Consider the following 24,990-nt stretch of genomic DNA (forward strand, 5'->3'; position numbering starts at 1 on the left):
GCATTACCCCTGCGTCGTCTGTTGCAATAGCATCCGGCGCAGGTCTCGCCACTCGGCAGCATCCATACTGTCAGCCGCCAGCCAAAGATGCTGGCAACGCCCGCCGTCCACCTTGCGTAGCCGTAACATCATGCCGCAGTTGAGCATCCAGGGCATACCGAGAATATCCCACTCTTTTCCCTGCCAGCGCAGGCGGGAATCCATCAGTAACTTGATCTCTCCCTGACGGGCATTAATGCGACGCTGGCTGCGTACGCTGTCAAAAACGACAAACGAAAGTAGCAGCAGCCACAGCGGCGTGTAGCTCAGCGGCCACGGCATCAGTAAAACAAAGGCCGCAACCAGGCCGTGGAGCAATAAAGACATCCACTGCGAGCGCCACGAGACGCGAAGATCAGATTGCCACAGGACCACGTTCCCGATTCCGTGTTTGAATTAATTGCACCATCCGTTGCAACTCGGTGTCGGCGGGTTTGCCGTGGTTCATCAGCCAGTTGAATAAATCCGGATCGTCAGACTCAAGCAGGCGGACAAACAGACGCTTATCGTCGTCGCTTAAGGTGTCATACTCATATTCGAAGAAAGGCATGATGGAAATATCAAGTTCACGCATGCCGCGACGGCACGCCCAGTGAATACGGGCCTTGTTGTTAATATCCATGTTCAGTTTCCTGCATTACGTTTGGCACAGTCGGTACCCCATTCGGTGTTCTTTATTTCTCTACGGGGACACCAGCTAGTGTAACGTGTTTTTGACCGTTTCATTACTGGAATATTGCGATCAACGAGCAGGCTTCCAGAATAATCCCTACAAACACAGCGGATTACACTATTTTGCGTGGCGCTACGCAGAACCGGTTTATGGCACAAATGGCCTGTTGAAAGCGCTTGCATTGCCTGCAGGCTCTTTTACCATTAGGCATTATCAAAGCGTTAAGCAATTCAGGATATCGTTATGGCCTTTACACCATTTTCTCCTCGCCAGCCCGCCGCCTCTGCGCGTCTGCCGCTGACGCTTATTTCTCTTGATGACTGGGCGCTGGCAACGCTCACCGGTGCCGACGCCGAAAAATATCTGCAGGGCCAGGTGACCGCCGACGTCAGCCAGATGACCGAACACCAGCACCTGCTGGCCGCCCATTGCGATCCAAAAGGCAAAATGTGGAGCAACCTGCGTCTGTTCCGCCGTCAGGACGGCTTTGCCTTTATTGAGCGCCGCAGCCTGCGAGACGCCCAGCTCAAAGAGCTGAAAAAATACGCGGTCTTTTCCAAAGTCACCATTGCCGCAGACGACGAACATGTCCTGCTGGGTGTGGCCGGCTTCCAGGCGCGTGCGGCGCTGAAAAACCTGTTCAGCAAACTGCCGGATGCCGAAAAGCAGCTCGTCAGCGAAGGCGCCACCTCAATCCTGTGGTTTGAACACCCGGCGGAGCGTTTCCTGTTAGTCACGGATGCGGCAACTGCCGAACGCGTCACCGAGGCGCTGCGCGGCGAAGCGCAGCTCAACAATAGTCAGCAGTGGCTGGCGCTGAACATCGAAGCGGGTCTGCCGATCATTGACGCTGCAAACAGCGCGCAGTTTATTCCTCAGGCAACGAACTTACAGGCGCTGGGCGGCATCAGCTTTAAAAAAGGCTGCTACACCGGCCAGGAGATGGTCGCGCGGGCAAAATTCCGCGGAGCAAACAAACGCGCGCTGTGGACGCTGGCGGGACATGCCAGCCGCGTCCCTGAAGCGAGTGAAGATTTAGAGCTGAAGATGGGTGAAAACTGGCGCCGTACCGGCACAGTATTAGCCGCCGTACAGCTGGAGGATGGACGTCTTCTGGTACAGGCCGTTATGAATAACGACATGGAAGCGGACAGCGTGTTCCGCGTGCGTGACGATGTGAACACACTGAGCATCGAGCCGCTGCCGTATTCTCTGGAAGAGTGATGCTGTATCGCCCGGTGGCGCTGCGCTTACCGGGCCTACTTATCCCGTAGGTCGGGTGAGGCGAAGCCGCCACCCGACGAAAAACTACACCTGCCCCACGTACAAATAAATCGCCAAAAAGTGGCACACGCTGCCGCCCAGCACAAAGCCGTGCCAGATGGCATGGTTGTAGGGAATGCGCTTGCAGACGTAGAAAATGACGCCGAGCGAGTACACCACGCCGCCTAAGGCCAGAAGCGTTACGCCCCCTATCGACAGTTTGATTGCCAGCTGGTACACCACGATCAGCGACAGCCAGCCCATGGTCAGATAGGTGACCAGCGACAGCACCTTAAACCGGTGCGCGATGGTGAGCTTAAACAGGATCCCGAGCAGCGCCAGGCTCCAGATAACGATCATCAGCCCGCGCGACAGCGGTGAGTTGAGCCCCACCAGCAGAAACGGCGTGTAGGTACCTGCAATGAGAAGGTAGATAGCGCAGTGGTCAAATTTCTTGAGCCACATCTTGGCCCGCTGATGCGGGATCGCGTGATACAGCGTCGAGGCCAGAAACAGCAGGATCATGCTCCCGCCATAGAGGCTGTAGCTGGTAATAGCCATCGCGCTGGCATTGGCATCTACCGCCTGCACCAGCAATAACACTAAACCGACAATCCCAAACACCAGGCCAATGCCGTGGCTGATGCTGTTGGCTATTTCCTCAGCCAGCGAATATCCCTGTGCGATTAATGGTCTGCTCACCATACAAAACTCCGGGAAAACAAAAGATGATTATTCATCGCATCACTATGCTAACTGAGAATGATTCCAGTGAACACCTGTTAGCTAAAATAATTTCACATCAGAATTTATGACTATAAATCATAGACATAAATAAATTTTTCACCTAACATTTGTTCACATTAAAATTTAACCATTAAGAATCAAGAGCATAAAAATGGATCCTGCCGTCTGGCCGCATGTTATGATGGATACATGAGGTCTGAATAAGAGTTATGCCATTGTGAGTATGTTCACCCACTCCGCCATTGCCAGTCTCAATAACCTGGAGATGATGGTCTACAACTATGTCATTAAAAACCGTGACAAAGTCATGTACATGACCATCCGCGAGCTGGCGGATGCGGCGGGTGTCTCGACGACCACTATCCTGCGCTTTTGCCGCAAGCTTAACTGCGAAGGCTACTCGGAGTTTCGCGTTCGCTTTAAGCTTTATCTTGAACAAAACGAGCCCCAGCAGGCGAATTTCGGCGCCAGCGAAATAATCAGCTTCTTTAAAAGCGTAAATAATGAAGAGTTCGACGCGTTATTAGATAGTGCGGTCGATATTATTTTATCGTCGGAACGCATTATATTTGTCGGCGCAGGGACATCAGGCTCGCTGGCAAAATATGGCGCACGTTTCTTTTCTAATATCGGAAAATTCAGTAACCATATTGATGACCCTTATTTCCCGGTCACCAATGACATGGCGAAAAATGCGCTGGCGATTGTGCTCTCCGTCTCGGGTGAGACCGAGGAGATCCTGCGCTTCGCCAGCCAGTTTAGCCTGCATCACTGCAAGGTGCTCTCCATTACCAGCCACGAGCACTCGCGCCTCGCAAAACTGGCGGACTTTAATCTCTCCTGGCACGTTCCCCAGACGCGTATTGCAGGCGTCTACGATATCACCACGCAAATTCCCGTCATCTATATTCTGGAATCTCTCGGCCGTAAGCTGGCGAAGAAACTTGCAGAATAAAACATCCTGTTTTTTGGATGTGACAAATCACATTATGCCCAATTTGTTATATCGTGACATTTAATTTCGCTTTGCTAGACTCGATGCCAATAAGCCATTTATTGAGAATAGCAGCGATGAAAAAATTGACCTTACCAAAAGATTTTTTATGGGGTGGCGCGGTTGCCGCTCACCAGGTTGAAGGCGGCTGGAACAAAGGCGGCAAAGGACCAAGCATTTGCGACGTATTAACCGGCGGCGCACACGGCGTGCCGCGCGAAATCACGCAGGACGTGGTGCCGGGAAAATACTATCCCAACCATGAGGCGATTGATTTCCACGGCCATTACAAAGAAGACATCAAGCTGTTTGCCGAGATGGGCTTCAAGTGTTTCCGCACCTCGATTGCCTGGACGCGTATCTTCCCGAACGGTGACGAAACGCAGCCAAACGAAGAAGGGCTGAAGTTTTACGACGACATGTTCGATGAGCTGCTGAAATACAACATCGAACCGGTGATCACCCTCTCCCACTTCGAAATGCCGCTGCACCTGGTGAAGGAGTACGGCAGCTGGACCAACCGTAAAGTGGTCGATTTCTTTGTACGCTTCGCGGAAGTGGTCTTCGAGCGCTACAAAAACAAGGTCAAATACTGGATGACCTTCAACGAAATCAACAACCAGCGTAACTGGCGCGCCCCGCTCTTCGGCTACTGCTGCTCGGGCGTGGTCTATACGGAACATGAAAATCCGGAAGAGACCATGTACCAGGTCCTGCATCATCAGTTTGTGGCCAGCGCCCTGGCGGTGAAGGCCGCGCGCCGCATCAACCCGGAGATGAAAGTCGGCTGCATGCTGGCGATGGTGGCGCTCTATCCGTTCTCCTGCAAACCGGAAGACGTGATGTTCGCCCAGGAATCGATGCGCGAGCGCTACGTCTTTACCGACGTCCAGCTGCGCGGCTACTACCCCTCCTACGTGCTGAACGAATGGGAGCGTCGTGGCTTCTCCATCAAAATGGAAGCGGGTGACGAGCAGATCCTGCGCGAAGGCACCTGCGACTACCTGGGCTTCAGCTACTACATGACCAACGCGGTGAAGGCGGAAGGCGGCACCGGCGATGCCATTTCCGGTTTCGAAGGCAGCGTGCCGAACCCGCACGTGAAGGCGTCCGACTGGGGCTGGCAGATTGACCCGGTGGGCCTGCGCTATTCCCTGTGCGAACTGTACGAGCGTTACCAGAAGCCGCTGTTTATCGTTGAAAACGGCTTCGGTGCCTACGACAAGGTGGAAGAAGACGGCAGCATCAACGATGACTATCGCATCGACTACCTGCGTGCCCACGTGGAGGAGATGATCAAAGCCGTCACCCACGATGGCGTCGATCTGATGGGCTATACGCCATGGGGCTGTATCGACTGCGTGTCGTTCACCACCGGCCAGTACAGCAAGCGCTACGGCTTTATCTACGTGAACAAGCACGACGACGGCACGGGCGACATGTCGCGTTCCCGCAAGAAGAGCTTCGAGTGGTATAAAGGCGTGATTGCCAGCAACGGCGAGGCGCTGTGATTTTTTGCCCGGTGGCACTGCGCTTACCGGGCCTACACGAATAGGAGGCCGGGCCGCCACCCGGCTTATTTCCCGCCCGCTAACTCAATAAAACTTCCCGTCACGTACGACGCCTTTTCGCTCAGCAGCCAGACAATCGCCTGGGCGACCTCTTCCGGCTGGCCGCCGCGCTGCATCGGCAGTAACGCTTTCACGCGATCCACTCGCCCCGGTTCTCCGCCGGAAGCATGAATATCGGTATAGATCAGGCCCGGACGGACGCAGTTGACGCGAATGCCCTGCGCCGCCACCTCCAGCGACAGCCCCGTGGTCAGCGAATCCACCGCCCCCTTGGACGCGGCGTAATCCACATATTCACCCGGTGCGCCCAGGCGGGACGCCGCGGAAGAGACATTCACTATCGCCCCGCCCTTGCCGCCATGTTTGAAGGACATGCGTTTTACCGCTTCCCGGCAGCAGAGGAAGTAGCCCGTAACGTTGGTCGCCAGGACGCGGTTAATGCGCTCGGCGGAGAGATTCTCGATGGTGGATTGCTCAAACAGAATCCCCGCATTATTGACCAGCGCGGTCAGCGGCTCGCCTTCACGATCGAGGCTTTCAAACATCGCCAGCACCTGAGCTTCATCACTGATGTCTGCCCGAACGGCAAAGGCTTTACCGCCCGCCTCAACAATCTGGTTGATCACATCCGTTGCGGCCTTAATGTTGTGATGATAGTTCACCGCCACGGTGTAGCCTTCGCGGGCCAGCTGCAGCGCAGTGGCCTTCCCTATGCCCCGGCTGGCGCCGGTCACAAGTGCAATGCCCATTTTCTTCTCCCAATAAAAAAGCCGGGTGGCGGCTTCGCCTTACCCGGCCTACGTTACTACATCAGCAATGTTACTGGTATTCGCTCATCGGCACGCAGGAGCAGAACAGGTTACGGTCGCCGTAGACGTCATCAAGACGCTTCACGGTCGGCCAGTATTTGTTCGCCACGCCCGCCGGGAAGACTGCCAGCTCGCGGGAATAGCCGTGGTTCCACTCGGCCACCAGCTCGTGCTGGGTGTGCGGAGCGTTGACCAGCGGGTTATCTTCCAGCGTCCACTCGCCGTCCTGCACGCGGTCAATTTCCATGCGGATGGCCAGCATCGCGTCGATAAAGCGGTCCAGCTCGGCTTTGCTTTCGGACTCCGTTGGCTCCACCATCAGCGTGCCCGCAACCGGGAACGACATGGTAGGCGCGTGGAAGCCGTAGTCGATCAGGCGTTTGGCAATATCCAGCTCGCTAATGCCGGTCTGCTCTTTCAGCGGACGAATATCGAGGATGCACTCGTGCGCCACGCGACCGTCGCGGCCGGTATAGAGCACCGGGAAGGCAGACTTCAGGCGCGTCGCAATGTAGTTGGCGTTCAGAATGGCCACCTGGCTCGCCTGCTTCAGCCCTTCCGCGCCCATCATGCGGATGTACATCCAGCTGATTGGCAGGATAGAGGCGCTACCGAACGGTGCCGCAGAGACCGCGCCCTGACGGGTCAGCATGCCTTCGATCTGCACAACGCTGTGGCCTGGGACAAACGGTGCCAGGTGCGCCTTCACGCCGATTGGGCCCATGCCCGGGCCGCCACCGCCGTGCGGGATGCAGAAGGTTTTGTGCAGGTTAAGGTGCGACACGTCCGCGCCGATAAAGCCCGGAGAGGTAATGCCCACCTGCGCGTTCATGTTCGCGCCATCGAGGTATACCTGACCGCCGAACTGGTGCACCACTTCGCACACTTCACGGATGGTCTCTTCGTACACGCCGTGGGTGGACGGATAGGTCACCATGATGCAGGAGAGCTTGTCGCCCGCCTGTTCGGCTTTCGCGCGCAGGTCAGCCAGGTCGATGTTGCCGTTCTTATCGCACGCGACCACCACGACTTCCATGCCCGCCATCTGGGCTGAAGCCGGGTTGGTGCCGTGGGCGGAGCTTGGGATCAGGCAGATATCGCGATGGCCTTCGTTGCGGCTTTCGTGATAGTGACGGATTGCCAGCAGGCCCGCATATTCACCCTGCGCGCCGGAGTTCGGCTGCATGCAGAGCGCGTCGTAACCGGTCAGCTTCACCAGCCAGTCGGAAAGCTGGTTAATCATCACGTGATAACCTTCCGCCTGCTCCGGCGGGCAGAACGGGTGCAGCTCGGAGAATTCAGGCCAGGTGATCGGGATCATCTCTGCCGCGGCGTTCAGCTTCATGGTGCAGGATCCCAGCGGGATCATCGCCTGGTTCAGCGCCAGATCCTTGCGCTCCAGAGAGTGCATGTAACGCATCATCTCGGTCTCGCTGTGGTAGCGATTGAAGACCGGGTGCGTCAGGATGGCGTCGTTACGCAGCATGCTGTCCTGAATGGAGCGGCTGTCGAGCGCAACGTCTTTGTCGAGTGCGTCAATGTCCAGACCGTGCGCGTCACCCAGCAGCACGCTGAACAGGTTCAGGATATCGTCGCGGGTGGTGCTTTCATCCAGCGTAATGCCGACGGCGTTGTGGATGTCGCTGCGCAGGTTGATCTTTGCCGCGTCCGCGCGTGCCAGCACGGCGGCTTTGTCCGCCACGTCCACGCACAGGGTATCGAAGTAGTGGGCATGGCGCAGCTTAAGACCTTTTTGCTGCAGGCCGCAGGCCAGGATATCGGCCAGGCGGTGAATGCGGCTGGCAATGCGTTTCAGGCCTGCCGGACCGTGGAACACGGCGTACAGGCTGGCGATGTTTGCCAGCAGCACCTGTGAGGTACAGATGTTGGAGTTCGCTTTCTCGCGGCGGATATGCTGCTCGCGGGTCTGCATCGCCATGCGCAGCGCGGTGTTACCGGCAGCATCTTTGGAGACGCCGATAATACGGCCTGGCATGGAACGTTTGAATTCATCTTTCGCGCCGAAGAACGCCGCGTGCGGGCCGCCGTAGCCCATCGGTACGCCGAAGCGCTGCGCAGAGCCGAATACGATATCCGCGCCCTGTTTGCCCGGCGCCGTCAGCAGCACCAGCGCCATAAAATCGGCGGCAACGCTCACAACCACCTTGCGGGATTTCAGCTCGGCAATCAGCGCGCCGTAGTCGTGAACTTCACCGGTGGTGCCCACCTGCTGCAGCAGCACGCCGAAGACGTCCTGGTGATCCAGCACTTTGTCAGCGTCATCGACGATCACGTCAAAGCCGAAGGTTTCCGCACGTGTGCGCACCACGTCCAGCGTCTGCGGATGCACGTCCGCCGCCACGAAGAAGCGGTTGGCATTTTTCAGCTTGCTCACGCGCTTCGCCATCGCCATCGCTTCGGCGGCGGCGGTCGCTTCATCGAGCAGAGACGCGGAGGCGATATCCATACCGGTCAGATCCAGCGTTACCTGCTGGAAGTTCAGCAGCGCTTCCAGGCGACCCTGGGACACTTCTGGCTGATACGGCGTATAGGCGGTGTACCAGCCCGGGTTTTCCAGCATGTTGCGCAGGATCACCGGCGGCAACTGCACGTTGGTGTAGCCCATGCCAATGTAAGACTTATAGCGCTTGTTCAGGCCGGCGATAGCCTTCAGCTCCGCCAGCGCGGCGAACTCCGTGGTGGCTTCCCCCACCTGAGGCGGCGTGGCTAGCTGGATGTCTTTTGGCACAATCTGGCCGATCAGTGCGTTTAATGAATCCGCGCCAACCGTCTTCAGCATCTCCTGCTGTTGCTGAGCATCCGGCCCAATGTGACGTTCAATGAAGGCGCCACGGTTTTCAAGCTGGCTTAAAGTCTGTGTCATGAGCGATGGTTCCTGAAACGTGCAGTGAATCGTAGTTATCTGTAACGCTGTTGCCCGGTGGCGCTAACGCTTACCGGGCCTACGTTGATCTCCAGGCCGGATAAGCGCAGCGCCATCCGGCACAACGTTATTCGTCTTCCAGTAGTGCTTCGTATGCGGTCGCATCCAGCAGCGCGGCAACCTGGGATTCGTCGCTGGCTTTGATCTTGAAGATCCAGCCGCCTTCATAAGGCTCGCTGTTGACCAGCTCCGGGGAGTCGCTCAGCGCGTCGTTGACCGCAACAATCTCACCGCTTACCGGTGCGTAGATGTCTGATGCCGCTTTTACGGACTCCGCCACGGCGCAGTCGTCGCCCGCGCTCACGGTCGTGCCCACGTCAGGTAGGTCAACAAACACCATGTCGCCCAGCAGCTCCTGCGCGTGCTCGGTGATCCCGACGGTGTAAGTGCCATCTGCCTCTTTACGCAGCCACTCGTGTTCTTTGCTGTATTTCAGTTCTGCTGGCACATTGCTCATTGAAGTTCTCCTGATAAAAATAGTTAGGCGACCGGCTTACCGGCGCGAACAAAAATCGGTTTGGTCACGTTGACCGGCATTTCGCGGTTGCGGATTTGCACCACCGCCGTTTCGCCAATGCCCGCCGGCACGCGTGCCAGTGCAATACTGTAGCCCAGCGTCGGTGAGAAGGTTCCGCTGGTGATCACGCCTTCGCGAGGATTGCCGTCTGCATCGGTAAAACGTACAGGCAGCTCGCCGCGCAGTACGCCTTTTTCCTTCATCACCAGGCCAACCAGCTGTTCAGTGCCCTTCTCGCGCTGCATCTCCAGCGCTTCACGGCCAATAAAGTCACGGTCAGCCGGTTCCCACGCGATGGTCCAGCCCATGTTGGCGGCCAGCGGAGAGACGCCTTCGTCCATCTCCTGACCGTAGAGGTTCATGCCCGCTTCCAGACGCAGCGTATCGCGCGCGCCCAGGCCCGCAGGCTTCACGCCCGCCTCCACCAGCGCACGCCAGAAATCAGCGGCCTTTTCGTTCGGCATCGCAATTTCGTAGCCCGCTTCACCGGTGTAGCCGGTGGTGGCGATAAACAGATCCCCCGCCTGCACGCCGAAGAACGGCTTCATGCCTTCGGTGGCTTTACGTTGCTCATCGTTGAACAGAGACGCGGCTTTCGCCTGCGCGTTTGGCCCCTGCACGGCGATCAGCGACAGGTCATCACGGACGGTGATGTCGATGGCATACGGTTCGGCGTGTTGGGTGATCCAGGAGAGGTCTTTTTCGCGGGTGGCAGAGTTTACAACGAGGCGGAAGAAATCTTCGGTGAAGTAGTAGACGATAAGGTCATCAATCACGCCGCCCGAGGCATTCAGCATGCCGGTATAGAGCGCTTTACCCGGCGTCTTCAGTTTGGCGACGTCGTTTGCCAGCAGATAACGCAAAAACTCCCGGGTGCGGCTACCGCGCAGATCGACAATCGTCATGTGGGACACGTCGAACATACCGGCATCGGTGCGCACCGCGTGGTGCTCATCAATCTGCGAGCCGTAGTGCAGCGGCATCATCCAGCCGTGGAAGTCCACCATGCGGGCGCCGCATAACACGTGTTGTTCGTACAAAGGAGTCTGTTGAGCCATCTTGTCCTCGTTGAAAAATTCACCGTGAAACCCGGTATCGGCCCCGCGTTCGGGCACCGACGCAAACGTTCTCTTTTACCTGAACTTACCACCGAAAACGGCGGTTAACCATAAGGCAAAACAGGTCATCACATTAGCTTATGACCAAAAAACGCTGAAAAGCCTACAGAGTTATCCACTGGAAAAATGCGATTAACCCCGCACAAAATTAACAATGATCTAACAGGATTTAGCACATGGTGATATTTCGTGCGGAAAAACGGGCCGAATTTCCGTAACGAGAAAAACACGACATTAGATTATCTAATGCGAAAAATGACGTGAAATTAGAATATTTCAAACGAGGGAATTTCCCCGGCGCAGAGGCCGGGAAAAGAAAGTGTGACAGGGGTCTACATTAACGTAGCCAGTCCGGCAGGTCGTTAAGACCCATCGCCTGACGGAGGAGTTGAGGTTTAACACCCGGAAGGGTGTCAGCAAGCTTAAGGCCAATGTCGCGCAGCAGTTTTTTCGCCGGATTGGCACCCGCAAACAGCTCGCGGAAGCCCTGCATGCCCGCCAGCATCATGGCCGCGCTGTGCTTGCGGCTGCGCTCGTAGCGACGCAGGTAGAGATGCTGGCCGATATCTTTGCCTTCACGATGCAGGCGACGCAGCTCTTCTACCAGCTCCGCCGCGTCCATAAAACCAAGGTTGACGCCCTGCCCGGCCAGCGGATGGATGGTATGCGCCGCATCGCCCACCAGCGCCAGACGGTGCGCCGCAAACTGGCGCGCGTAGCGGCCGGTTAACGGGAATACCTGACGCTCGCTTTCAAGCGTGCACAGGCCAAGGCGGTTATCAAAGGCCACGCACAGCGCCTGGTTAAAGGCCTCCGGCGTCGCCTCATGCATCTGCTGGGCTTTTTCCGGCACCAGGGACCAGACAATTGAGCACAGGTGCGGATCGGCAAGCGGCAGGAACGCCAGTATGCCATCGTTGTGGAAAATCTGGCGCGCGACGCCGCCGTGCGGCTCTTCGGTACGGATCGTCGCGACCAGAGCATGATGGCGGTAATCCCAGTACGTCAGCGGGATATCGGCTTTATTACGCAGCCAGGAGTTGGCACCGTCAGCACCGACTACCAGACGCGCGGTCAGCATGTCGCCACTCTGCAGGGTGATAAACGCCTCGTTTTCGCCCCACGCCACCTGCTGGATCTGCGCAGGCGCAATCAGCGTCACGTCGCCGCACTGCTGTGCTTTCTGCCAGAGCGCGTGGTGGATCACCGCGTTTTCAACGATGTGCCCCAGATGGCTATAGCCCATGCTTTCATCGTCAAAAGCAATATGACCAAAGCTGTCTTTATCCCACACTTCCATGCCGTGATAGCAGCTGGCGCGGTGCGCCACAATATCTGCCCAGACGCCAAGGTGCGTCAGCAGCTTTTCGCTGGCCGCATTGATCGCCGAGACGCGGAGTTCCGGCGGCGCATCCGGTGCAACGGGCTGAGGCTGCTTTTGCTCCAGCACCGCCACGCGCAGGCCGCTGCCCTGTAATCCGCAGGCCAATGCCAGTCCAACCATTCCGCCGCCAACGATGGCGACATCAACATTTTGCACGGTGATAACTCCTTAACGCGCGACCCAACCCAGGGTCCGCTGCGCCAGCACGTCACGTGCCGGAATGAATAATTCCATCGCCATCAGCCCAAGGTTGCGACCCGCAACCAGCGGTGCCCAGCGATTGGCAAAAAGATGGACCAGACCATCGGTCACACCGATGGTGGCCTCTTTATCCGCCTGTCGGCGCTTCTGGTAATGACTCAGCACCGAATACGCCCCACAGTCTTTTTGCTCGCCCCACGCCTGCGCCAGAGATTCGGCCAGGCTCATGACATCGCGTAAGCCAAGGTTGAAACCTTGCCCCGCGATGGGGTGCAGCGTCTGCGCAGCGTTACCGACAAGCGCCAGACGATGGGAGACAGACTGAGACGCCGTGGTCAGCGAAAGCGGGTAGACCGTCCGCTTGCCGGCATGGGTAATACGCCCCAGCCGCCAGCCAAAGGCTTTCTGCAGCTCGGTACAAAAACGTTCGTCGGACCAGGCCTTAACCTCTTCCGCCTTATCCTGCGGGTGACACCAGACCAGGGAACAGCGCCCGTCCGACATCGGCAGCATCGCCAGCGGGCCATGCTGCGTAAAGCGCTCAAAGGCCCTGCCGTTGTGGTCAGCTGCGGTAGCGACGTTCGCAATGACCGCCACCTGCCCGTAAGGCTGCTGGCGCCACTCCACGCCACACTGGGTGCCGAGCGACGAGCGCGAACCGTCCGCAGCGACCAGAAGCTGGCCTTCAAGGACGGTGCCGTTTTCCAGGGTCACGCTGACCGACGCGTCACTCCGACTCACGCTGGCCACGCGCGCGGGGCAATGCAGCGTGACGCCCGGCGCGTCCTGGAGCAGGCGGAACAGACGCAATCCGACGTCGTGCAGCTCAACAACCTGACCCAGGGCATCAATCCGGTAATCCTGCGCGTCCAGCGTGACAAAGCCTGCATGTCCGCGATCGCTGACGTGAACGGTCCCGATCGCCGTAGCACGGTCGGCAATCGCCTGCCAGATCCCAATGCGGGAAAGCTGCTGGCAGGTGCCCTGCGCCAGCGCAATGGCGCGGGCATCAAAACCGGGGTGGTTCGACGCCTCTGGCGCAACGGCTTCTACCAGGTGCACCGGAAGCTGGCCCTGCGTCATATGCGAAATGGCCAGCGCCAGCGTGGCCCCGGTCATGCCGCCGCCCACGATAATCACGCTCATGCGCGCGCCGCTGCCATCAGCGCCTCGATATCGTCAGCGTTTTTCACGACGCTGGCGGTCAGGTTTTCGTTACCGGTTTCGGTAATCACGATATCGTCTTCAATACGAATGCCAATCCCGCGGTATTCTTCTGGCACGTCGGCATCCGGCGCGATGTAGAGACCCGGCTCCACGGTTAACACCATGCCCGGCTCCAGCACGCGCGAACGGTCGGTGCCGTATGCGCCAACGTCATGCACATCCAGCCCCAGCCAGTGGCTCAGGCCGTGCATGAAATACGGTCGGTGCGCATTTTCAGCAATCAGGGTGTCGACATCCCCTTTCAGGATCCCGAGCCTGACCAGACCGGTAATCATGATGCGCACCACTTCGCCGGTCACTTCCTGCATGGAAGTCCCCGGACGATACAGTTTGAGCGCTGTCTCAAGGGATTCGAGAACAATGTCGTAAATCGCGCGCTGTGCCGGCGAGAATTTACCGTTCACCGGGAAGGTACGGGTGATGTCCCCCGCATAGCCCTGATATTCGCAACCGGCGTCAATCAGCACCAGATCGCCGTCGCGCAGCGCACTTTCGTTTTCGGTGTAGTGCAGAATGCAGCCGTTTTCCCCGCCGCCGACAATGGTGTTGTAGGAGGGATAGCGCGCGCCGTGGCGGTTAAATTCGTGGTGAATTTCGCCTTCCAGCTGGTATTCGAACATCCCGGGACGGCATTTCTCCATGGCGCGGGTGTGTGCCAGCGCGCTGATTTCGCCCGCGCGGCGCATCACATTTAGCTCTTCCTCAGACTTGAACAGGCGCATCTCATGCACCACCGGACGCCAGTCCGTCAGCGTGGCAGGTGCGGACAGGTTCTGGCGCGAGCCTTTGCGCAGCTTATCCAGCGCGGTGAAGACAATCTCATCGGCGTAGGCATATTCGCCCTGCGCGTGATAGAGCACGTCGAGGCCGTTAAGCAGCTGGTAGAGCTGCTGGTTGATTTCGCTAAACGCCAGCGCCCGGTCAACGCCCAGCTTCGCCGGCGCGGCCTCCTGGCCCAGGCGGCGGCCAAACCAGATTTCGGCCGTCAGGTCGCGCACGCGGTTGAAAATCACGCTGTGGTTGTGGGTGTCATTGCTTTTAATCAGCACCAGTACCGCTTCCGGCTCGTTAAAGCCGGTGAAGTACCAGAAATCGCTGCTCTGGCGATAGGGATATTCGCTGTCAGCGCTGCGCGTCACTTCAGGCGCAGCAAAAATTAGCGCGGCGCTGCCTGGCTGCATTTTCGCCAGCAGCGCCTGACGGCGGCGCGAATACTCTTGACTCGAGATAACCATGACACCCTCCTGTGCGTTATTTTTCTTAATGTAAGGTTGGCTTACGAACTTCCGGTGCGGTCGGCTGTGAGCGCGTAAAGTTGTCATGACACAGCAGTGCCGCCACGCGCACGTACTCGATGATCTCTTCGAGAGACATTTCCAGCTCTTCCTGGTCTTCGTCTTCATCGTAGCCAAGCTGGGCAATGTTGCGCAGGTCGTCGATCGCCTCACCCGCTTCGCCGGTCACTTTATCCAGTTTAGGCTGCGTGACGCCCAACCCCAGCAGATAGTGGTTTACCCAGCCGGCCAGCGCATCGGCGCGATCGAACACGCTGACGTCGTCGCCGTCAGGCAGATAAAGCTGAAAAAGGAAGCCATCGTCTTCCAGCGAATCGCTGATGGCGGCGTGCATTTTACGCAGCGCTTCCGCCAGCTCGTGACCAAACGCCAGCCCTTCATTCGTGAGGTCGTGGATCAGCGGCTGCCAGGAGCTGTCGCTGTTTCCGCCGCACAGCATGCCACTGATCAGACCGTGCATTTCGGCAGGGGTTAAACCGACTCCCTGCTGGTTCAGTAACTGGTTTAAATCCTTGTAACCAGGCATTTCGTTCTGTATAGACATGCGCATTCGTCATCATTGGGGGGAAGTTTCATGATATGCTACCACTTTGGACCCTGGTGATACCAGAAAAGGGCTTGTATCTTCACATCAGGGTAGCTATAGTGTCGCCCCTTCGCAGCCCCCGGGGCAGTAAGCGAAGGCAGCGCAGTCAATCAGCAGGAAGGTGGCATGTCTGCACAACCCGTCGATCTCCAGATTTTTGGCCGTTCACTGCGAGTGAATTGTCCGCCTGAACAAAGGGATGCTTTGAATCAGGCTGCGGACGATTTGAATCAGCGGTTGCAAGATCTAAAAGAACGCACTAGAGTCACAAATACTGAGCAGCTGGTTTTCATCGCCGCGTTGAACATCAGCTATGAACTGACTCAGGAAAAAGCGAAGACCCGCGACTACGCGGCAAGCATGGAGCAGCGCATAAAAATGCTCCAGCAGACCATAGAACAAGCATTGCTTGATCAAGGTCGCAATCCCGAAAGACCGGGACCCAAGTTTGAATAACACTTCTCAGTTGACTATGGTAGAGTAACTGTGAAGACAAAATTTCTCTGAGATGTTCGCAAGCGGGCCAGTCCCCTGAGCCGATATTTCATACCACAAGAATGTGGCGCTCCATGGTTGGTGAGCATGCTCGGTCCGTCCGAGAAGCCTTAAAACTATGACGACACATTCACCTTGAACCAAGGGTTCAAGGGTTACAGCCTGCGGCGGCATCTCGGAGATTCCCTCTCTTTTCTTCTACCGACTACCATGACTCAATTCCCTGAAGTTTCAGCTTCACGCCAGGACATTCGTCAGCTCATTCGTCAACGCCGTCGTGCGTTAACCCCAGAACAGCAAGCGCATTTTGCCCAGCAGGCCGCCGCCCGTATGATGGCGTATCCCCCTGTCGTGATGGCGCGCACGGTTGCCCTGTTTCTGTCGTTTGACGGCGAGCTGGACACCCAACCGCTGATAGAGCAACTCTGGCGCGCCGGGAAGAAGGTATACCTGCCGGTGCTGCACCCGTTCAGCGAAGGCAATCTGCTTTTTTTGCACTATCACCCGCACAGCGAGCTGGTGGTGAATCGTCTGAAAATCAGCGAGCCGAAACTCGACGTGCGCGACGTGCTTCCGCTGTCACAGCTGGATGTGCTGATTACGCCGCTGGTGGCGTTTGATGAGCAGGGACAGCGCCTGGGAATGGGCGGTGGTTTTTACGACAGAACGCTACAAAACTGGCAGCAGTATGGGTTGCAGCCGGTAGGCTACGCGCATGATTGCCAGGGCGTGGAGGCGTTGCCGGTGGAGAAATGGGATGTGCCGTTGCCGGCGGTGGTGACGCCCAGCAAAATATGGGTCTGGTAGGATAAAGCCGGGTAGCGGCTACGCCTTACCCGGCATACGTAAATCCTCAAACATTGTAGGTCGGGTAAGCGTCAGCGCCCCCCGACACCACAGACCGCACCATCAGTAAAGCAGACGCGCGCGAATCGTCCCCGGAATGGCCTTCATGCTCAGCAGCGCTTTCTCGGCCACATCGTCATCCGCTTCGATATCAATGACCACATAGCCCATCTGCGAGTTGGTCTGCAGATACTGCGCGGCAATGTTGACGCCCTGCTCGGCAAAGATCTGGTTGATCGCGGTGAGCACGCCTGGACGGTTTTCGTGGATGTGCAGCAGACGACGACCGCCGTGCAGCGGCAGAGACACTTCCGGGAAGTTCACCGCAGAGAGCGTAGAACCGTTGTCGGAGTATTTGCTCAGCTTACCTGCCACTTCCAGACCGATATTCTCCTGCGCTTCCTGCGTAGACCCACCGATGTGTGGCGTCAGGATCACGTTGTCGAACTCGCACAGCGGAGAGGTGAACGGATCGCTGTTGGTGGCGGGCTCCGTTGGGAAAACGTCGATGGCCGCCCCTGCCAGATGCTTACGCTTCAGCGCATCGCACAGCGCAGGGATATCGACCACCGTGCCGCGCGCGGCGTTAATCAGCAGTGAGCCCGGCTTCATCAGCGCCAGCTCTTCTGCGCCCATCATGTTTTTGGTGGAGGCATTTTCCGGCACGTGCAGGCTTACCACGTCACTCATGTTCAGCAGGTCAGACAGGTGTTGAACCTGGGTGGCATTGCCTAAAGGCAGCTTGCTTTCGATATCGTAAAAATAGACATGCATACCGAGAGATTCCGCCAGAATCCCCAGCTGGGTACCGATGTGACCATAGCCGATGATACCCAGTTTTTTCCCACGGGCTTCGTAGGAGCCCGCAGCCAGTTTGTTCCAGACGCCGCGGTGTGCTTTAGCGTTAGCCTCCGGAATGCCGCGCAGGAGCAGCAGCAGTTCGCCAATCACCAGCTCCGCCACGGAACGGGTGTTAGAGAACGGGGCGTTGAAGACAGGAATACCGCGTTTCGCAGCAGCATTCAGGTCAACCTGGTTGGTACCGATGCAGAAGCAGCCGATAGCCACCAGCTTTTCCGCCGCGGCAATCACATCTTCAGTCAGGTGAGTACGGGATCGCAGGCCAATGAAGTGGGCATCACGGATGGACGCTTTCAGCTCTTCGGTATCAAGCGCGCCTTTGTGAAATTCGATGTTGGTGTAACCTGCCGCACGAAGGCTATCGATTGCTTTTTGATGCACGCCCTCGACCAGCAGGAATTTAATCTTGTCTTTCTCCAGTGATACCTTTGCCATTTACCCGACCCTGTTTTTGTCTGAACTGATGTTGTGCTGGATATAAATCCGCTGTAGCCAACATATCAAAAAAAACTATTGCAGCAATATGAACGTTTGCGTCAGTACGCTGAAGGAAAGTCATACAGCGCAAAATGGCAGAGGAAAATGCTATGGAAATTTACAAACGCGGAAGGATCGGCAAAAGAGGCATAAAAACGTGACACAAGTCACCGAATTTAGCGTTTCAAAAATTTTTTAGCGGGGGGAGGACTCCCCCCGTCAGATCATTTTACGATGGTTTTCACGCCGTCAGCGGTGCCGATCAGCGCCACATCCGCGCCACGGTTGGCGAATAGCCCTACGGTCACTACGCCTGGAATGCCGTTGATGGCGTTTTCCAGCGCAATCGCGTCAAGAATTTCCAGACCGTGAACGTCGAGGATCACGTTGCCGTTGTCGGTCACTACGCCCTGACGATATTCCGGACGACCGCCCAGCTTGACCAGCTGACGGGCAACCGCGCTGCGGGCCATCGGGATCACTTCAACCGGCAGCGGGAAATTCCCCAGAATGTCCACCTGCTTGGAGGCGTCGGCGATGCAGATAAACTTGTCCGCAACGGAGGCGATGATTTTTTCGCGCGTCAGCGCCGCGCCGCCGCCTTTGATCATCTGCATGTGGCCGTTGATTTCATCCGCGCCATCAACGTAAATCCCCAGACGATCCACTTCGTTAAGATCGAAAACGGTAATGCCGAGGCTTTTCAGCTTTTCCGTGGAAGCATCAGAGCTGGAAACCGCGCCCTCGATCTGCCCCTTCATCGTGCCCAGCGCATCGATAAAGTGTGCCGCGGTTGATCCCGTACCGACACCGACAATGGTACCCGGCTGTACGTACTGGAGAGCGGCCCATCCTACTGCTTTTTTCAGTTCATCCTGCGTCATGATCGTTTTGCCTGTGGTGTGAAAACTCAGGGCGCATTATAGAACACGTCGAATGGAATTCGTCTGCCACAAAGGGAAAATTGTGTCATAGTGCAGAATAAGCAAAATTAAGGAGCCAGTCAGAGCAATGAAACGTCCGGACTACAGAACACTACAGGCACTTGATGCAGTTATTCGTGAACGAGGCTTTGAGCGCGCGGCGCAAAAGCTTTGCATCACGCAGTCCGCCGTCTCTCAGCGTATCAAACAGCTTGAAAACATGTTCGGCCAGCCGCTGCTGGTGCGTACCGTGCCGCCACGTCCAACAGAGCAAGGGCAAAAGCTCCTCGCTCTGCTGCGTCAGGTTGAACTGCTGGAAGACGAGTGGCTGGGTGACGAACAAACGGGCTCTACGCCGCTGCTGCTCTCTCTGGCGGTCAACGCCGACAGTCTGGCAACCTGGCTGCTGCCGGCCCTGGCGCCGGTCCTCGCGGACTCCCCTATCCGTCTGAATTTGCAGGTTGAAGACGAAACCCGCACCCAGGAACGCCTGCGTCGCGGTGAAGTGGTTGGGGCGGTCAGTATTCAGCCTCAGGCGCTGCCAAGCTGCCTTGTCGATCAGTTAGGCGCCCTGGACTATCTGTTTGTGGGTTCAAAAACCTTTGCGGAACGCTACTTCCCCAACGGCGTCACCCGCGCGGCGCTGCTGAAAGCCCCTGCCGTTGCCTTCGACCATCTGGACGATATGCATCAGGCATTCCTGCAGCAAAACTTCGACCTGCCGCCGGGCAGCGTGCCGTGCCATATCGTGAACTCGTCAGAAGCCTTCGTGCAGCTTGCACGCCAGGGCACGACCTGCTGCATGATCCCGCACCTGCAGATTGAGAAAGAGTTGAAAAGCGGTGAGCTGATTGACTTAACGCCGGGGCTGTATCAGCGTCGGATGCTCTACTGGCACCGTTTTGCGCCGGAAAGCCGCATGATGCGCAACGTCACTGACGCGCTGCTGGCGTACGGGCATAAGGTATTGAGACAGGATTAAAAAGAAAAGCCGGGTGGCGGCCACGCCTTACCCGGCCTACAGATTACTGAGCCGGTTTCGGCTGTGCTGCAACAGGTTCAAGCTGGAACACCACATCCACCTGATCGTCGAACTGGATCGTCGGCTGCTCGTAAGTTTCCTGAGCGGATACCGGCGCTGCGTCAGCCTTCATCATACGAACCATCGGGCTTGGCTGGTAGTTAGAGACGTGGTAACGCACGCTGTAAACCGGACCGAGCTTGCTCTTAAAGCCAGAAGCCAGCTGTTCCGCCTGGTGAATGGCATCATCGATCGCCGCTTTACGCGCTTCGTCTTTGTACTTCTCCGGTTGCGCAACGCCCAGCGACACGGAACGGATCTCGTTCAGGCCCGCCTTCAGCGCACCGTCCAGCAGCGAGTTAAGCTTATCCAGCTGACGCACGGTCACTTCAACGGTACGCACCGCACGGTAACCTTTCAGGATGCTTTTGCCATTCTGGTAGTCATAATCGGGTTGAGTACGCAGGTTCGCAGAGTTGATATCTTTTTTACCGACACCGTTCTGCTCGAGGAAAGAGAGGTATTGCGCAACGCGATCGTCAGCCTGCTTCTTGGCCGTCGCTGCATCTTTCGCCGCCACATTCACCTCAATTGCCAGGGTTGCAACATCGGGTACCGCGTCCACGCTTGCGGTGCCTGACGTGACGATGTGCGGGCCATCCGGCAATTCGCTTGCCTGCACCGACACCGCACCGAAACTCACTAATGCCGCCAGGGCCATCACTTTAAACTTCACTGTCATTCCTCCATGTTGCGAAGAGTGCCCCAATAACAGGGCGCATGCCAGCAAGCTTAGCGGGTCTTATTCAGTTGTCCATAAGACAAGGATTAGTTGAACAATTCCTGGACATGATGAATCCCCTCTTTCGCCAGCTGGAAAGCGATAAACCACATCACCAGGCCGACCAGGGTATTAATGATGCGCTGGGCTTTGGCCGTACGCAGGCGGGGCGCCAGCCATGCCGCCAGAATGGCGAGACCGAAGAACCACAGGAAAGAGGCGCTGACCGTACCGAGCGCAAACCAGCGTTTCGGCTCAACGTCCAGTTGACCGCCCAGGCTGCCCAGCACGACGAAGGTGTCGAGATACACATGCGGGTTAAGCCAGGTCACCGCCAGCATGGTGACGATAATCTTCCAGCGGCCCTGCTTCATAACCTCCGCGCTCGCCAGTTCGAGGTTGCTGCTCATCGCCGTTTTCAGCGCACCGAATCCGTACCAGAGCAGAAACGCCACGCCGCCCCAGGTGACCAGCGCCAGCAGCCACGGAGACTGCATCAGCAGCGCGCTGCCGCCAAAAATCCCGGCACAGATCAGCAGCAAATCGCTTACCGCGCACAGCAGGGCAATCATCAGATGGTACTGGCGGCGGATGCCCTGATTCATCACGAACGCATTTTGCGGGCCGAGGGGAAGGATCATGGCTGCACCTAAGGCAAGCCCTTGAAAATAATAAGATAGCATGATGATTTTCTCGCAGAGTTGTTCTGGAAGCTGACTATACTGCGCGAATCACATTAGATGAAATGGATAATATTAATTGGGTATTAGAGGAGCTTATGAAGGTAAAGCCCGGTGGCGCTAGCGATTACCGGGCCTACAACGTCGGGGGATTACTCGGCGGCTTTCTCGCGTTTAAGATTCACGTCCATCTGCGGATACGGGAAACTGATGCCGTTGGCGTCGAAGTCGCGCTTAATGCGTTCCAGCACGTCCCAGTACACGTTTTGCAGATCGCTGCTTTTACTCCAGATACGCACCACAAAGTTAATGGAGGAAGCGCCGAGTTCATTCAGGCGAACCGTCTGCTCTTTGTCTTTCAGAATGCGATCGTCAGAAGCAATGATGTTGGTAATCAGCGACTTCACCTGATCGATGTCGGAGTCGTATGCCACGCTGATAATCAGTTCGTTACGACGCACCGGCTCACGGGAGAAGTTGATGATGTTGCCCGCGATAATTTTCCCGTTCGGCACGACCACGATGCGGCCATCGACGGTACGCATAGTCGTTGAGAAAATCTGCACCTGCAGCACGGTTCCGGCAATGCCGCCAAGGTCAACGTATTCGCCGGAGCGGAACGGACGGAAGGTCACCAGCAGCACGCCTGCCGCCAGGTTTGAAAGCGAGCCCTGCAGTGCCAGACCAATGGCCAGACCGGCGGCACCGAGAACGGCAATGACGGAGGCGGTTTGCACCCCCACACGGCCCAGCGCGGCAATCAGCGTGAAGGCGATAATGCCGTAGCGCACCAGTGCGGAGAGGAAGTCTGCCACCGTGGCGTCAATGTGACGGGCCAGCATTACGCGGTTAACCGTATTCGAGACAATACGCGCCACGATCATCCCGACGATGATGATGGCAATCGCCGCGACGATGTTCACGGCATAGCTCAGCAGCAGGGCCTGGTTGCGCACCAGCCAGTTACCGGCGTTATTGATGCTGTCTACAACATCGAGTTGTTCCATTTATTCTTCCTTTTGTTAAACCAAAACACAAAATCCATCCCCCATGGAGACAGGCAGGTCAGTAAAGGGTAAACAAAAAGCACCGGCTTTGCCAAACAGATCACAAAAACAGGGCTGGCAGGGTATTGAAAAAGCATAAAAAAAGGCCCGCATTTGCGGGCCTTCTGATGCTGTTAGCAGCTCAAATTACAGAACGTCGATCGCGTTCAGTTCTTTGAAAGCCTGCTCCAGACGGGTCACCATGGACGTCTGCGCTGCGCGCAGCCATACGCGTGGATCGTAGTATTTCTTGTTCGGCTGGTCTTCGCCTTTCGGGTTGCCCAGCTGGCCCTGCAGGTAAGCTTCGTTCGCTTTGTAGTACTGCAGGATACCGTCCCAGGTTGCCCACTGGGTGTCGGTGTCGATGTTCATTTTCACAACGCCGTAGCTTACGGAGTCTTTGATTTCCTGTGCAGAAGAACCGGAACCGCCGTGGAAGACGAAGTTCAGGCTGTTGTGCGGCAGGTTGTGTTTCTTGGAAACGTATTCCTGAGAATCACGCAGGATGGTTGGAGTCAGAACCACGTTGCCTGGTTTGTAAACGCCGTGTACGTTACCGAAGGACGCTGCGATGGTGAAGCGTGGGCTGATTTTGCTCAGCTCGGTGTAAGCGTAATCAACGTCTTCTGGCTGGGTGTACAGTGCAGAAGCGTCCATGTGGCTGTTGTCCACGCCGTCTTCTTCACCGCCGGTGCAACCCAGTTCGATTTCCAGGGTCATGTCCATTTTGGCCATGCGCGCCAGGTACTTGGAGCAGATTTCGATGTTTTCGTGCAGTGACTCTTCAGACAGGTCGATCATGTGAGAAGAGAACAGTGGCTTACCGGTTGCCGCGAAGTGTTTTTCACCCGCGTCCAGCAGACCGTCGATCCACGGCAGCAGTTTCTTCGCGCAGTGGTCAGTGTGCAGGATAACTGGAACACCGTAGTGCTCAGCCATCTGGTGTACGTGGTGCGCCCCAGAGATAGCGCCCAGGATTGCAGCACCCTGAGGAATGTCAGTTTTCACGCCTTTACCTGCGATGAACGCAGCGCCGCCGTTAGAGAACTGAACGATAACTGGAGCTTTAACTTTAGCAGCAGTTTCCAGTACGGCGTTGATGGAGTCGGTACCCACGCAGTTAACTGCTGGCAGAGCGAAGTTGTTTTCTTTAGCTACCTGGAACACTTTCTGTACGTCATCACCAGTGATAACGCCAGGTTTTACGAAATCAAAAATTTTAGACATGTTGCTTAGTCCTGTATCTTCGGCCGTTAGAAAAGGTGCGAGCTCTTAAAAGCGCGCTGAAAATTGGGCAGGGTTCCCTGCCCTTGAATGGCTTACTTCTTAGCGCGCTCTTCGAGCATTGCTACTGCTGGCAGTACTTTGCCTTCCACGAATTCGAGGAATGCGCCGCCACCAGTGGAGATATAGGAGATCTTGTCAGCGATACCGAACAGGTCGATTGCTGCCAGGGTGTCACCACCGCCTGCGATAGAGAACGCTTCGCTGTCTGCGATTGCGTTAGCCACGATTTCAGTCCCTTTGCGGAAGTTCGGGAATTCGAACACGCCAACAGGACCGTTCCACAGGATAGTTTTTGCGTTTTTGAGGATTTCAGCCAGTTTCTGTGCAGAAACGTCGCCCAGGTCCAGAATCTGCTCTTCGTCTTTGATGTCGTTTACAGATTTCAGGGTCGCGGTTGCGGTTTCGGAGAACTCGGTCGCGACGCGAACGTCAGTTGGAACCGGGATATCACAGGTACCCAGCAGGCGTTTGGCTTCGTCAACCAGGTCTGCTTCGTACAGGGATTTACCGACGTTGTGGCCCTGAGCGGCAACGAAGGTGTTCGCGATACCACCGCCAACGATCAGCTGGTCAGCGATTTTAGACAGAGAATCCAGAACGGTCAGTTTGGTAGAAACTTTAGAACCACCAACGATAGCGACCATCGGACGAGCAGGCTCTTTCAGTGCTTTACCCAGCGCTTCCAGTTCGTCAGCCAGCAGAGGACCGGCACACGCTACGTCTGCGAATTTACCGATACCATGGGTAGACGCCTGAGCACGGTGAGCCGTACCGAATGCATCCATCACGAATACGTCGCACAGTGCAGCGTATTTTTTGGACAGGGTTTCGTCGTCTTTCTTCTCGCCTTTGTTGAAGCGAACGTTTTCCAGCACAACCAGTTCACCGGCTGCAACGTCAACGCCGTCCAGGTAATCTTTCACCAGGCGAACCGGGTTGGACAGTTTGTCTTTCAGGTAATTAACCACTGGCAGCAGAGAGAACTCTTCGTTGTACTCGCCTTCAGTTGGACGACCCAGGTGGGAGGTGACCATCACTTTCGCGCCCTGCTTCAGAGCCAGTTCGATGGTTGGCAGAGATGCACGGATACGCGCGTCGCTGGTCACTTTGCCATCTTTAACCGGTACGTTCAGATCGGCACGGATGAAAACGCGTTTACCAGCCAGATCCAGATCGGTCATCTTAATTACAGACATGGTGAATCC

At 56.7% G+C, this 24,990-nt stretch carries 24 protein-coding genes and 1 other RNA gene; 7 read left to right on the plus strand and 18 right to left on the minus strand.

Translation table 11 applies throughout. The features are described from left to right. Positions 1-3: 3 nt before the first annotated feature. The gene (locus FHC52_RS00555; protein WP_021242050.1) at positions 4-414 is read right to left on the minus strand and encodes a protein YgfX; all 411 of its coding nucleotides are present in this window, start codon (positions 412-414) and stop codon (positions 4-6) included. Beyond that, entirely contained in the window at positions 395-661 is a 267-nt protein-coding gene (sdhE, locus tag FHC52_RS00560; protein ID WP_006178375.1) for an FAD assembly factor SdhE, read from the minus strand. The genes FHC52_RS00555 and sdhE overlap by 20 nt, the downstream gene beginning before the upstream one ends. Before the next feature lie 294 nt (positions 662-955). On the opposite strand from sdhE, the gene ygfZ reads away from it, so the two are divergent. After that, entirely contained in the window at positions 956-1,936 is a 981-nt protein-coding gene (ygfZ, locus tag FHC52_RS00565) for a tRNA-modifying protein YgfZ (RefSeq protein WP_126288441.1), read from the plus strand. 84 nt (positions 1,937-2,020) lie between these two features. On the opposite strand, the gene FHC52_RS00570 is transcribed toward ygfZ, so the two are convergent. Next, the gene (locus FHC52_RS00570) at positions 2,021-2,680 is read right to left on the minus strand and encodes a hemolysin III family protein (RefSeq protein WP_021242052.1); all 660 of its coding nucleotides are present in this window, start codon (positions 2,678-2,680) and stop codon (positions 2,021-2,023) included. 265 nt (positions 2,681-2,945) lie between these two features. Between FHC52_RS00570 and FHC52_RS00575 the strand changes: the two genes are divergently transcribed. Together FHC52_RS00575 and bglA are read left to right on the plus strand one after the other, a co-directional pair. Continuing rightward, complete coding sequence (locus FHC52_RS00575) at positions 2,946-3,677, plus strand: MurR/RpiR family transcriptional regulator (protein ID WP_021242053.1); 732 nt, start codon at positions 2,946-2,948, stop codon at positions 3,675-3,677. Between the two features lie 116 nt (positions 3,678-3,793). Continuing rightward, positions 3,794-5,227 (plus strand): 6-phospho-beta-glucosidase BglA, encoded by a 1,434-nt coding sequence (gene bglA, locus FHC52_RS00580; protein WP_023294510.1) that lies wholly within the window; start codon positions 3,794-3,796, stop codon positions 5,225-5,227. A 65-nt stretch (positions 5,228-5,292) separates the two neighbouring features. On the opposite strand, the gene FHC52_RS00585 is transcribed toward bglA, so the two are convergent. The 8 genes from FHC52_RS00585 to FHC52_RS00620 all read right to left on the minus strand — a co-directional run bounded on the left by FHC52_RS00585 (position 5,293) and on the right by FHC52_RS00620 (position 15,326). Further along, positions 5,293-6,036, minus strand: coding sequence for an SDR family oxidoreductase (locus tag FHC52_RS00585; RefSeq protein WP_032675464.1), 744 nt, complete (start codon positions 6,034-6,036; stop codon positions 5,293-5,295). A gap of 70 nt (positions 6,037-6,106) precedes the next feature. Then, entirely contained in the window at positions 6,107-8,980 is a 2,874-nt protein-coding gene (gene gcvP, locus FHC52_RS00590) for an aminomethyl-transferring glycine dehydrogenase (RefSeq protein ID WP_023294511.1), read from the minus strand. Between the two features lie 127 nt (positions 8,981-9,107). Next, positions 9,108-9,497, minus strand: a complete 390-nt coding sequence (gene gcvH / locus FHC52_RS00595) for a glycine cleavage system protein GcvH (RefSeq protein WP_008499718.1) — start codon at positions 9,495-9,497, stop codon at positions 9,108-9,110. A gap of 23 nt (positions 9,498-9,520) precedes the next feature. After that, entirely contained in the window at positions 9,521-10,615 is a 1,095-nt protein-coding gene (gcvT, locus tag FHC52_RS00600) for a glycine cleavage system aminomethyltransferase GcvT (protein ID WP_008499719.1), read from the minus strand. Between the two features lie 397 nt (positions 10,616-11,012). Further along, positions 11,013-12,215, minus strand: coding sequence for an FAD-dependent 2-octaprenylphenol hydroxylase (ubiI, locus tag FHC52_RS00605; RefSeq protein ID WP_126288437.1), 1,203 nt, complete (start codon positions 12,213-12,215; stop codon positions 11,013-11,015). 12 nt (positions 12,216-12,227) lie between these two features. Further along, complete coding sequence (gene ubiH / locus FHC52_RS00610) at positions 12,228-13,406, minus strand: 2-octaprenyl-6-methoxyphenyl hydroxylase (RefSeq protein ID WP_126288435.1); 1,179 nt, start codon at positions 13,404-13,406, stop codon at positions 12,228-12,230. After that, positions 13,403-14,716 (minus strand): Xaa-Pro aminopeptidase, encoded by a 1,314-nt coding sequence (gene pepP / locus FHC52_RS00615; RefSeq protein WP_086538466.1) that lies wholly within the window; start codon positions 14,714-14,716, stop codon positions 13,403-13,405. The genes ubiH and pepP overlap by 4 nt, the downstream gene beginning before the upstream one ends. Positions 14,717-14,747: 31 nt before the next feature. After that, positions 14,748-15,326 carry a YecA family protein gene (locus FHC52_RS00620; protein WP_025912457.1) on the minus strand — a complete coding sequence of 193 codons (579 nt, stop codon included), beginning with the start codon at positions 15,324-15,326 and terminating at the stop codon, positions 14,748-14,750. 168 nt (positions 15,327-15,494) lie between these two features. Between FHC52_RS00620 and zapA the strand changes: the two genes are divergently transcribed. From zapA to FHC52_RS00635, 3 genes are all read left to right on the plus strand, one after another. Next, complete coding sequence (gene zapA / locus FHC52_RS00625; protein ID WP_006811891.1) at positions 15,495-15,824, plus strand: cell division protein ZapA; 330 nt, start codon at positions 15,495-15,497, stop codon at positions 15,822-15,824. A gap of 41 nt (positions 15,825-15,865) precedes the next feature. Continuing rightward, positions 15,866-16,049: non-coding RNA, 6S RNA (ssrS, locus tag FHC52_RS00630), on the plus strand. 24 nt (positions 16,050-16,073) lie between these two features. Continuing rightward, positions 16,074-16,670: a 5-formyltetrahydrofolate cyclo-ligase gene (locus FHC52_RS00635; protein ID WP_126288433.1), complete on the plus strand. Its 597-nt coding sequence runs from the start codon at positions 16,074-16,076 to the stop codon at positions 16,668-16,670. A gap of 102 nt (positions 16,671-16,772) precedes the next feature. Here the strand turns inward: FHC52_RS00635 and serA are convergent, their stop codons facing one another. Then, on the minus strand, positions 16,773-18,005 hold the full coding sequence (gene serA / locus FHC52_RS00640) for a phosphoglycerate dehydrogenase (protein WP_021242062.1): 1,233 nt from the start codon (positions 18,003-18,005) through the stop codon (positions 16,773-16,775). 266 nt (positions 18,006-18,271) lie between these two features. Continuing rightward, positions 18,272-18,931 (minus strand): ribose-5-phosphate isomerase RpiA, encoded by a 660-nt coding sequence (gene rpiA / locus FHC52_RS00645; protein ID WP_003860091.1) that lies wholly within the window; start codon positions 18,929-18,931, stop codon positions 18,272-18,274. Between the two features lie 127 nt (positions 18,932-19,058). Here rpiA and argP point away from each other — a divergent pair, with 127 nt between their 5' ends. After that, positions 19,059-19,952, plus strand: coding sequence for a DNA-binding transcriptional regulator ArgP (gene argP, locus FHC52_RS00650; protein ID WP_126288431.1), 894 nt, complete (start codon positions 19,059-19,061; stop codon positions 19,950-19,952). A gap of 43 nt (positions 19,953-19,995) precedes the next feature. On the opposite strand, the gene FHC52_RS00655 is transcribed toward argP, so the two are convergent. The 5 genes from FHC52_RS00655 to pgk form a co-directional block, all read right to left on the minus strand. Next, a complete protein-coding gene (locus FHC52_RS00655; RefSeq protein WP_008499728.1) occupies positions 19,996-20,727 on the minus strand; it encodes an oxidative stress defense protein in 732 nt (243 codons plus the stop codon). A 92-nt stretch (positions 20,728-20,819) separates the two neighbouring features. Next, the gene (argO, locus tag FHC52_RS00660) at positions 20,820-21,455 is read right to left on the minus strand and encodes an arginine exporter ArgO (protein WP_021242063.1); all 636 of its coding nucleotides are present in this window, start codon (positions 21,453-21,455) and stop codon (positions 20,820-20,822) included. Positions 21,456-21,604: 149 nt separating this feature from the next. Then, on the minus strand, positions 21,605-22,459 hold the full coding sequence (mscS, locus tag FHC52_RS00665) for a small-conductance mechanosensitive channel MscS (RefSeq protein WP_008499730.1): 855 nt from the start codon (positions 22,457-22,459) through the stop codon (positions 21,605-21,607). A gap of 186 nt (positions 22,460-22,645) precedes the next feature. Further along, the gene (gene fbaA, locus FHC52_RS00670; protein ID WP_008499731.1) at positions 22,646-23,725 is read right to left on the minus strand and encodes a class II fructose-bisphosphate aldolase; all 1,080 of its coding nucleotides are present in this window, start codon (positions 23,723-23,725) and stop codon (positions 22,646-22,648) included. 92 nt (positions 23,726-23,817) lie between these two features. After that, positions 23,818-24,981: a phosphoglycerate kinase gene (pgk, locus tag FHC52_RS00675; RefSeq protein ID WP_008499732.1), complete on the minus strand. Its 1,164-nt coding sequence runs from the start codon at positions 24,979-24,981 to the stop codon at positions 23,818-23,820. Between the last annotated feature and the right edge of the window lie 9 nt (positions 24,982-24,990).

The organism is Enterobacter sp. EC_64, assembly GCF_019584165.1.
GTDB classification, from domain to species: domain Bacteria; phylum Pseudomonadota; class Gammaproteobacteria; order Enterobacterales; family Enterobacteriaceae; genus Enterobacter; species Enterobacter roggenkampii.